Source organism: Desulfonatronum sp. SC1 (assembly GCF_003046795.1).
GTDB lineage: Bacteria > Desulfobacterota > Desulfovibrionia > Desulfovibrionales > Desulfonatronaceae > Desulfonatronum.
In genome coordinates, this window is sequence record NZ_PZKN01000055.1 from 1 (window position 1) to 9,280 (window position 9,280).

Genomic DNA, 9,280 nt, shown 5'->3' on the forward strand with positions numbered 1-9,280 from the left:
TATAAAATTAAACGTTTTTTTGACAAAAAAGCAGAGATATCAGTAGGGTCTTACGCAAAGGGCCAGGTTAACATGCAGAAATTATTGCGGAAAAGGCTGGATTTGGCGCGATGCGGTTAAAGTCCTGCTGAATACGCCCGAGGCCGTCACGGTCAAGAATCGCGCCGTGAGCATCAATCCAGCGGTTTGCCTGGTGGATCTCATGGATTTTGAACAGACTTGCTCCAAGGTGGAACAGATCTTCGCGGGAAACGGTCGGGTGCTGACCCCCGAGTTGGGCATGCTCAGTGAAAAGGCCCTGTCCCTGTACCAGGGTGATTTTCTGGCCCAGGATACGGCGGCCTGGGTGGTCGCGATACGGGAAAAGCAGAAGACGCGCTGCCTGCGGGTCCTGGAGCGGCTGATCAAGCTCCATGAGCAGGCCGGGCACCGGGAAATGGTCGAGACCGTCTGTGAACGGGCCTTGCAGGTCGAGCCCCTGCGCGAAGATTTCTACCGCAGGCTGATACTCTTTTTTTTGCAGACAGGGAGAAAAGCCGATGCGGTCAATGTGTTTGAACGTTGCGGAAAGATATTCCGGGCCGAACTGGGGAGTGAGCCCAGCGAATCGCTGCGGGGGCTGGTGGCGGATTTGGATTATGCACTCAGATCGATCAATTCTCATCCTCTTCCAAGTACGTTTCCCCCAAGATCGGATCCATGCGAATGACCATCTCCCTGTCAGCAGCCGCAAGTTTCAGCCTGCCCCCCAGGGACGAGCCGTCCGCGTAAAAAGCCGTGACCCGCAGGTGTGCATCGCCCAGAGGCTGCAAGTCTTCCGCGGAAACGCGCACGATCTCCGGCAAGGTCAGCTCCCTGCCCCGCAAGGTTTCGCGCAACAAATGCTCTTGTGGCTGGTAAACGCATTCGTTGTCCCTGCCTTCCAAAAGGGCAAACCCCTGGGCCATGCGCAAAAACTGCCTGGCCTCACTGACCGTTGACCGCAACATGACCGTGTCGCGCTGCGTATAATTGTAGCCAAGAAAAATCCCCAGGGACACGCTGATGATCAGCATCACCACCAGGAGTTCCAATAGGGAAAAGCCGTTTTCAGCCTTCACATGGCCCCTCAATTCTCCCAGCTGCGCACATCCGCGTCCTCCCCCTGGCCTCCGGTTCGTCCATCCCCCCCCAGGGAGGAAAGGTCATAGTCCCCATGATCCCCGGGACTTTTGTACACATATGCATTGCCCCAGGGGTCCAGCGGCACGTCGCGGGGCAGATAGGGACCGTTCCAGCGGTCCACGTCCGCGGGCTTGCGGCGCAAGGCATCCAATCCCTGCTCCGTGGTCGGATACTTGCCCACATCCAGGCGATAGGCGTCCAGGGCCGTGCCCAGGAGTTCGATCTGGGCCCTGGCCGTTTTCTGTTTGGACTGGCCGACGTGCTGAAAAAGCCGCGGCCCCACCAGGGACGCCAAAAGTCCGATGATGATCATCACGATCAACAATTCGATGAGCGAAAAACCACATTGCCTTCCGTCAAAACGCACTTTACTCCGCATCATTCCACGCTGCTCCTTTCAAGAACACTGCAAAAAGCCAATAATTTCATCCACCAACGGGCGCATCCCGGTTCAGCCATCAACAAGTTTAGTGAAAAACGTCGTTTTGCAACCAAGCTCTTACCTGGGTGCTATAAAAATCGCTGTTCGTTCAAAAAAACAAGCGTAATAATCAAAAAACTCAATGTCGATGCGTAATTACTCATACATGCGAGCTTGTACTTTATTCAGCGACGCAGCGATTAAGAGTTTTTCTATGGACAGTTACATGCCAAGCTCATTAATGCTGAAGATCGCCAGCAACATGGACACAACCATCACGCCGATGACCAACCCCATGACCAGGATGACCAGAGGCTCGAACAGCGAGGTGAACGACTTGATGGATCGCTTCAGGTCCTTGTCGTACATCTCGCCGACCTTGTTCAGCATGGTGTCCAAAGCCCCGGTCTCCTCGCCCACCGCCAGCATGTGCACGGCCAGCAGGGGGAACATCCCGCGTTGCTCCAAGGCCGTGGAGAGCATGCGCCCCTCTTTCAGGTCGTCGTAGACCTGATCCAGGGCATTGCGCAAGACCGTGTTCATAACCACTCCCTTGCCGATATTCACGGCCCCGAGCATGGAAAGGCCACTGCCCAAGAGTGTCCCCAAAGTGCGGGAAAACCTGGCCACCTCGATTTTGTGGAAAAGAGGGCCGAGCACGGGCAAGGTCAGCTTGAATTTGTCCCAGGCCAGCCTGCCTTGGGGCATGCGCACCAGGGCGTGGGAGGCAACTCCCAGAGCCACGCACAGACCCACCAGGATCAGCCAGTAGGCTTGCAGGAAGTCGCCTGCGCCGAGCATGATCCGGGTGGCCATGGGCAGTTCAATGCCGATATCCGCAAATATTACCGCGAATTTCGGGATCACGAGGGTCAGCATGACCACGATGGAACCGGCCGCGGTCAGCCCCAGGATGCCCGGATAGATCATGGACGAGACCAGATACTCCCGCAATTCCTGGATGCCGGCCTGGTACTCGGCCAGTCTGGCCAGAACCACCTCCAGGACCCCGGCGCTTTCTCCGGCCCGAACCATGTTCACGAAAACCGGGGGAAACACCGCCGAGTGGTGTTGCAACGCCTGCCACAGGGAACTGCCGCCCCGGATGCGCTGGGACACGTCGCTGATCACGGTCCTGAAACTGCGTTTTTCCATCAGTTCCGCGAGCACGCCGAGGCCGCGACTCAGGGGTATTCCAGCCTTGAGCAGAATGGCCAAATTCTCGGCAAACCTGATCAGGTCTTTTGATCCGGGCTTGCCGGCAAAGAGCGGCGCGGACATTGCCCAGAACGAAGATTCGGCCCTTGATCCGACTCCAGCTTTACTGGTTCTGGAAACGTTGAAATCGTCGTCTCCGGTGCTGGGGTTGACCTTGAGAACCACGAGATTCCGACGCTGGAGACTAAGCGCCACGGCATCTTCACCGTCCGCGGTGAGGGTGCCCTGGGTCAGTTTGCCATCGGGCGTAACGGCTTTGTAGTGGAACTGCATGGACATGTAGCTATCAGTCCGTTGTAAAACTCCCAATTGCTGCGTCGCTGCAAAAAAACAAACACACACATATCAATAAATTCGCTTCGATCTCGTTTTTTCTTGCTCTTTGCACTCGGGGTTTTGAGTGGACTGCCGACAAGGATTTTTTTCAACACTCAACTATGTAGCTAAAGGCAGGAAGCAAGCCAAAAAGAGCGCCTGCCTCCTACCTCACACATATTACTTCTATCTTTGTGCTCCTGGAAAAGGAACAAACCAAAATCTATCTCGGGCACTTTGTCACTTAAAATAGCACTCGAACTGCGACCCATACAAAACAACATTAACCTTGACATAACCGTTCTTGATGTCCTGGAATTTGATTTCCCAGGGGACAAGTGTCTTCCCAATGATGTTTCCCTGGAAAGAGTAATTCTCTTGACCAGGCTGCTTGACGCTGGATTGAAACCAGTACTGCTGGATAACGCCGTTCAGGGCCCTTGTGGAGGTGATTTTCCTTGGCGTGCCGTTGTGCATGGTGTACCACTCGGTGTCAAATGATGTGACCACTCCGTTGGAGTCCACGTTGGGCCGGATCGAAGGCATGACAATGGGATTATTGTTCTCATCCATCCCGCCAAGCAGGGAAAAATCCGCCTGCCCCTCGACATTGTTCGTCCCGTCCTTGACCACCCAGACGCCGGGAGGAGGAGGAGCATTGCGGTCAAAACCATACGCAAAGTAGGTGTAGTACGGTCCCCCATCATGACTGATGCCCATGGGGATGGGGTTGCCTGGTCCGTAATCATTCCCGTTGAAGGAAACATCCTGAGGTGGATAGAGATATTTTGGGCTTCCAGTGCCTTTGTTGGTTCGGAAATGAAGATTATACCCGGACGTGTCGTCCGCGGGCACTGAGGTGAACGTATTTGGATTCAGGTTGGAGAACCACAGGATTGTGTTGATCCCTGTACCGACGACCCGTCCTCGAGCCGGATCATGGTTTACATGGGCGTTGATCACCGCCTTGGTCGTATCGTTGATCATGGCCATTTGCGACAAGTCCTGACCGGAAAATGTGCCGAACTGGGTTGCCGCTTGCATTACTGACCTGGTGGCCACCCCAAGCCTGTTGCCCGGTGTGACCAAGCCCAAATCCAAATTACCGGCCAGATCGTCCAATGGAATATTCACCAGACTATTGTTGCCGTCAGGCAGGGCAATCAGCCCGACAACGACCTCCCATGGGTCAGTGGCCTCGGTATTGGCCAGGATCATCACGTCGTAGTCTGAAATGTTGTTGGTATTGAATTGGAAAGAATTTCCCCCGCCCACGGGAATGACTGTCTTGCTCATCGGAAAAGCGTTCGGGCGCTCGTCCCCCGAATTGAGTGCACCCACATCCAATGTAGCCAACCAGATCTCGTTGACCCGAGTGTTGTCGGAGGCAGGCGCGACCAGTTGAGCCTGCAAGAACGAGCCGGGGCCTGCATGGCATCCGGCATGGCAACCGGCATTTGTGAGTGCTGACAACAGGAGCATATTCACACCGGGCAAGGGGGTCTGTCCCTGCTCCTGGTTGATGCGTCCGGTGACAACCGCGGCTACCGCATTGCCTGCCAGAACCAGGACAAACAACCACGCCAACAAGCCTTTCAGGATCATCCGAAATCCGACCTCAGGAAATCGCACATGAACCATAGTCTCTTTTCCTCCTGTCATGATGGGTATTCAAGCTGATAAGTCATCCAAACCGGGCAAACCTGAGAGATACTTAAAAGCCAATGCTTGCCATAAGTACAAAAATACACAAAAAAGTCCAAAGATTGCCCGAAGATTGCATTGACTCGCCTCTGAAGAGAAGGATAGATGATTACATGCGGTGATGCAATGAAATGCCTCGTCATGGCTTGCAGGGTCCATGTTTTTCCAAGCAGACCGGCTTGAATTTTCGACCAGTTCCATCATCATGTCACTTCGCCCGAAAATCCAAAAAACTGAAGCCCTTCTTCCTCTGGCCCTGATCGTTCTCACCGCGCTGGGATGCTGGCTGCGTTTTTCGCAGCTTTCCGCGCTGAGCCTGTGGATCGATGAAGGCTTTTCCCTGGCCGCGGCCCGGGGCATTCTGGAACACGGGGTGCCCCGCCTGGCCGACGGGAGCCTGGCCTGGAACTATTTCCCAGCCCATTACCTCATGGCCCTGGGCACGATTTTGTTTCAGGACCTGGAATTCGGAGCACGCTTTTTTTCCGCCCTGGCAGGAACAGTGCTCATTCCGGCCTATTATCTCTTCGTGCGCCGCCTGACGCATTGCCCCTGGACTGCTTTGCTCGCCGCGGGCCTGCTGGCCCTGCTCAGCTATGAAGTGAGCTGGAGCCGCCAGGCCAGGTCTTACGTTCTTCTCCAACTGCTGACCATCCTGTCCCTGACCGCCTTCCTGCGCTTCCAAGATTCACCCGGCCGATGGTCCATCATGTCCGCCCTGGGACTTGGAGGGCTAGCCGTTCTGACCCACCCGGCCGGTTATCTGGCCTTCCTGTACATGGCCCTCTGTCTGCCCCTGGGAATCAGGAGCCACCGCTTCTTGGCGGACTGGCTGCGCGACCAGCGGATCTTCTTCATGATCCTGACTGTCCTGTTACTCCTTGCCGCAATCCTTGTGATGCTCAGCGGGTCAAACTCCGGAATTGCAGCCACCATCCAGCGCCTTGGTCGCGACCATGCCATGAACTACAGCGGCCTGTACCTGTTTTTCCTTCAGGCGCAGTTCGGATATCTTTTGCCATGGGCTGCCGTGGGCATGGTGCTCACGGCGGTCAAACTGCCCCGAACCATCATCCCCTTGATCATATGCATGGTTGCGTATTTTGTCCTGATTTCCTGGTACACCATGCTCTTTCACTTCCGGTACGCCTTGCCGCTATTCCTGTTCATCCCCCTGTTTGTCGGTTACGGCATCGTCGCTCCCATGCAATGGCTGTTGCGCGTTCCCAGTCTCGCCCGGAAGGCCGGCGCCGTGCTGCTCTGCGTACTCTTTCTGGCCGGCCTGTCCACGGCAAGACTCGATTTCACACCGCAGCCCCACCCGGACCTCGGGTTCACCGCTCCCACCGCACCCTGGCGCGAGGCCTGCCACTGGATTAGAGTAGACCATGCGGCTGGTGGCGGCATTTCGCATGACCTGGTCACGGTCTCCGCCTTTCCCATGTTTCACGATTTCTACCTGGATGGACAGGGACAGAAGTACTTTCTGCCCCATTCCTTGAGCGGCTACCCAGGTCACGAGCGGGACCACGACCCGCACGCCGGGGCCGAGACCATTCATAAGGCGAGCCGATTGGCCGCCATGCAGCGTGGCTACGTGTTCCTGGATGATTTCGGCTTGAGGATGATCAAAAACAAGGGCATCAGGACGCTCCTGGAGCGGACTCCGCCCGTGTTTGTGGCCAGGGGACCGTGGGGCTTTGACGTATTTGTCTGGAGACTGCCGCTGTCTTCATGATCATCCGTTCAGTACCTGTTCAGCGGTTGACCGGGGTCATTATTCATACTAGCAGAGGTACAAAAAATTACTCCAAAAAGCTTATATTGCCGATTTGGAGAGCCTTTTTGCGCGTACTGACTACATTTTTACTACAAATCAATGCATCATTGTTTCAATAAACAACCTTCTTTTTCTTGGGAATTTTATACGTAAGCAAAACTGTTTTATTTGACTGGAATAGTTGTTTAGATGGCATTTTTCAAGATTTCGAATTGAAACAATGGAGGATTATCGCGTGAAAATTAATTCACCCATCTTGACTCGGATGCAGGCGATGAGCCTATTTTTCTTCTTTGCGTTTATCTTTGTTTTAGCTAACAGCGAACTCAGTGCCCAGCCACATTTCAACAATTCATCGTTTTCCGGTTTATGGATTGCATACGACAGTACTCAGCAAGAACGTGACACATTGTATATGATTTCCGATGGAAATGGTAATATTTTGGATTGCAATACTTTTCATTTCTCTAGCCAAAATTCTTTTTACAGCGTTCAGGAAAATGGAGCTATTACCATAGGTTTGCATATGGAACATGATGGACTTATGGAATTCAATGGGTTTCTTCTATCATCAACGGAAGGTTCCATAGCTATTGAATTCGATGATGGCGCATTGTCGTTTGATTTAAAAAAAGTATCTGACAAATCAGTTCTACAAGGCACATGGTTTGGAGCGTTTGATTCGCGAGATGTTAGATTTACCGTTGATGCGGATGGTGAAGTTTCATCTTTTTCAGGTTTTGAAAACCCCGTGTCAGGCAGAATATATGCACAAAACGGATTTGTTGCTGGTTTTATCGAAAGTGCCGAACAGGGCGACTTTTATCTTATTAAGATAAACGGGGTATTTGATGGAGAGAATATTATTTCCGGAACGTTTGGCAGTGACAATCGAGGTCCTGTATTAACGGATATTATTCTTGAAAGAAGAGACCCGGCCTTGCCTGGTGTTAAAATGCTGCTCCTTGATGAATAGTCTATGACTTTTTTGACTTTATCTGTGATGGGATGGCCCCGCCCCACTAAAAGGGGCGGGGCCATCCCATCACAGTTACCCGTAATCCACGCTAACCATGGACAGACAAAGGAGTTTTGCATGAAACAATCCGTATCATTTTCCTCCAACAACCCATCAAACGGTGTGCATTCATCTCCAGTCACGAATCAGTCACGTCGTGGATGGATCTGGTGTCTTGCGGTGTTGGCCGGTCTTGTCCTCTTTGCCTCAACTGCCATTTCCGGAACCTACCACGGTGGTACGGGAACTGCGGAGGATTCCTTTCTCCTCGCCACGCCAGCGAACATTCAGGAATTGAAAAACTCGCCCGAAGACTGGGACAAACTGTTTCGCGTTCTGTCGCCTCGGGTAACAGAATTGTTATGCCTTCAGATTGAAACACCAAGTTCTTGCTGGAATATTTTGAATGCAGGGATTCCAATTACTGGAATGAATGTTCTGAAATATTTTAAACAAGATTCACTCTTGGTAAAAGAAAAACCGGTCGACCATAAAAATAGTGAAATTAATTCCCAGACATCTTGGTCTCATCAGGCACAGGGGAGCGGACGCATTCAGGGGAGGGTTACAGGCCCTGGTGGAGTGAGGTTGCAAGGGATTCTTGTTTGGGGCTACGGATGGGACTATGGATCAACGGAAGTATATACTGATAATCAAGGAGACTATGTTTTCAGTAATCTTCCTTCCGACACATATATCGTGCGTTTCTCTGATCCAAATGGGGTGTATGCATCTCAATTTTACAACAATAGGTATGGATCTGGTGATTATATTGATTTGGGAGATGGCGAAATTAGAAGAAATGTTAATGCTATAATGGCTATAGGTGGACGCATTCAAGGGAAAGTTACTGGACAGAACGGCACTCCACTTGAAAATATACGCGTAAGTGCAAACGGAGAAAACGGATGGAGCTATGACCTTAGTAATGAACAAGGTGAATTTAATTTAGGAGGCTTATTTCCTGGTCTGTATAAAGTAGGATTTTTTAGTGAAGGCGAATATTTTCACCAATATTATGACAACAAAACTACATATAATTCTGCAAATAATGTTCGGGTGAGTGCTGGTCAAGCAACAAGAAACATTAATGCATCACTGAGACTCGGCGGATGGATTGAAGGAATGGCTAAAAAATCTGGGAATCCACTTCCTGATATTCAAGTATACGTTGTTGATCAATGGAATGAAGGTGAATGGGCACCACCTGTAGCCTGGGGGGGGACAAACCAGGATGGCCATTACATCGCGGGACCGCTTGAATCAGGCACATATAGGGTCTGTTTTGGAAATACAGGGGCACATGGTTTGTCGTCACAGTGCTACAACCGAAGACAAACATACAAGTATGCCGACGCTGACGATATTGACGTCACGGAAGGGCAACCGACATCTAACATTAATGCCATTTGGAATACGTCCCTTCCCGGGGTCAACATCCTGTTGATGGAGGAATGAACAAGCTGACGAAACGGATATCCTTCTCAGGAATACGCAAGGTTTATCCTGTCGAGTTCACTGCGAAATGTCCGACAGGACTTTAACCGCATCGCGCCAAATCCAGCCTTTTCCGCAATAATTTCTGCATGTTAACCTGGCCCTTTGCGTAAGACCCTACTGATATCTCTGCTTTTTTGTCAAAAAAACGTTTAATTTTATA

The 9,280-nt window shown here is 51.8% G+C and carries 8 protein-coding genes; 4 read left to right on the plus strand and 4 right to left on the minus strand.

Translation table 11 applies throughout. The annotated features are described in order from the left end of the window. Positions 1 to 166 precede the first annotated feature (166 nt). Positions 167 to 709: a bacterial transcriptional activator domain-containing protein gene (locus tag C6366_RS18060; protein ID WP_107740534.1), complete on the plus strand. Its 543-nt coding sequence runs from the start codon at positions 167 to 169 to the stop codon at positions 707 to 709. Here C6366_RS18060 and C6366_RS18065 read toward each other — a convergent pair. The 4 genes from C6366_RS18065 to C6366_RS18080 form a co-directional block, all read right to left on the minus strand. Next, positions 654 to 1,100, minus strand: coding sequence for a type II secretion system protein (locus C6366_RS18065; protein ID WP_158269856.1), 447 nt, complete (start codon positions 1,098 to 1,100; stop codon positions 654 to 656). The two genes, C6366_RS18060 and C6366_RS18065, sit on opposite strands and share 56 nt — an antisense overlap. Positions 1,101 to 1,108: 8 nt before the next feature. Next, positions 1,109 to 1,546 carry a type II secretion system major pseudopilin GspG gene (gene gspG, locus C6366_RS18070; RefSeq protein ID WP_306460439.1) on the minus strand — a complete coding sequence of 146 codons (438 nt, stop codon included), beginning with the start codon at positions 1,544 to 1,546 and terminating at the stop codon, positions 1,109 to 1,111. Between the two features lie 261 nt (positions 1,547 to 1,807). Next, the gene (locus tag C6366_RS18075) at positions 1,808 to 3,082 is read right to left on the minus strand and encodes a type II secretion system F family protein (RefSeq protein WP_107740538.1); all 1,275 of its coding nucleotides are present in this window, start codon (positions 3,080 to 3,082) and stop codon (positions 1,808 to 1,810) included. Positions 3,083 to 3,358: 276 nt separating this feature from the next. Next, a complete protein-coding gene (locus C6366_RS18080) occupies positions 3,359 to 4,723 on the minus strand; it encodes a hypothetical protein (protein ID WP_146164918.1) in 1,365 nt (454 codons plus the stop codon). Positions 4,724 to 5,027: 304 nt separating this feature from the next. On the opposite strand from C6366_RS18080, the gene C6366_RS18085 reads away from it, so the two are divergent. The 3 genes from C6366_RS18085 (at position 5,028) to C6366_RS18095 (ending at position 9,078) form a co-directional block, all read left to right on the plus strand. Continuing rightward, on the plus strand, positions 5,028 to 6,560 hold the full coding sequence (locus C6366_RS18085; protein WP_158269857.1) for a glycosyltransferase family 39 protein: 1,533 nt from the start codon (positions 5,028 to 5,030) through the stop codon (positions 6,558 to 6,560). A gap of 277 nt (positions 6,561 to 6,837) precedes the next feature. Then, the gene (locus C6366_RS18090) at positions 6,838 to 7,578 is read left to right on the plus strand and encodes a hypothetical protein (RefSeq protein ID WP_146164919.1); all 741 of its coding nucleotides are present in this window, start codon (positions 6,838 to 6,840) and stop codon (positions 7,576 to 7,578) included. 120 nt (positions 7,579 to 7,698) lie between these two features. Beyond that, the gene (locus tag C6366_RS18095; protein WP_158269858.1) at positions 7,699 to 9,078 is read left to right on the plus strand and encodes a carboxypeptidase-like regulatory domain-containing protein; all 1,380 of its coding nucleotides are present in this window, start codon (positions 7,699 to 7,701) and stop codon (positions 9,076 to 9,078) included. Positions 9,079 to 9,280 lie beyond the last annotated feature (202 nt).

Excerpts from the sequence above, each read along its gene's own strand:
- C6366_RS18080 (WP_146164918.1), bottom strand. The coding sequence starts at position 4,723 with ATGATCCTGAAAGGCTTGTTGGCGTGGTTGTTTGTCCTGGTTCTGGCA.
- gspG (WP_306460439.1), bottom strand. The coding sequence starts at position 1,546 with ATGATGCGGAGTAAAGTGCGTTTTGACGGAAGGCAATGTGGTTTTTCG.
- C6366_RS18095 (WP_158269858.1), top strand. The coding sequence starts at position 7,699 with ATGAAACAATCCGTATCATTTTCCTCCAACAACCCATCAAACGGTGTG.
- C6366_RS18085 (WP_158269857.1), top strand. The coding sequence starts at position 5,028 with ATGTCACTTCGCCCGAAAATCCAAAAAACTGAAGCCCTTCTTCCTCTG.
- C6366_RS18075 (WP_107740538.1), bottom strand. The coding sequence starts at position 3,082 with ATGTCCATGCAGTTCCACTACAAAGCCGTTACGCCCGATGGCAAACTG.